The 246-nt window shown below is 43.1% G+C and carries 1 pseudogene; it reads right to left on the bottom strand.

Annotated features, from left to right (window positions below):
• Nucleotides 1–246, bottom strand: a pseudogene (locus HBA93_RS22650) (ABC transporter substrate-binding protein); the annotation flags it as partial.

A 246-nucleotide genomic window follows, 5' to 3' on the forward strand; every position in this document is an offset into this window, starting at 1 on the left:
GATTTCTCAGGCTTGCAGCATAGGCATATGATCCTATGATGTTGTATCCTATGTATATTTTTCTATCCTCTATGTCTTCGAGAATAGAATTATTACAGCAGCGCAATTGTGTATCAACACGGCTCATACTCTCAAGCAATCGTCCGTAAGCCGTGGAGTTTTGTTTGGCGTCGAGGAAGGCAAGAAGATAGCCTACGCCGGACTGACGCAGGTCATATGTTGCCACATGTTCTTTGTAATAGTCTT

It is taken from the genome of Ochrobactrum sp. SFR4 (genome assembly GCF_019730395.1).
Classification (GTDB): Bacteria; Pseudomonadota; Alphaproteobacteria; order Rhizobiales; family Rhizobiaceae; genus Pseudochrobactrum.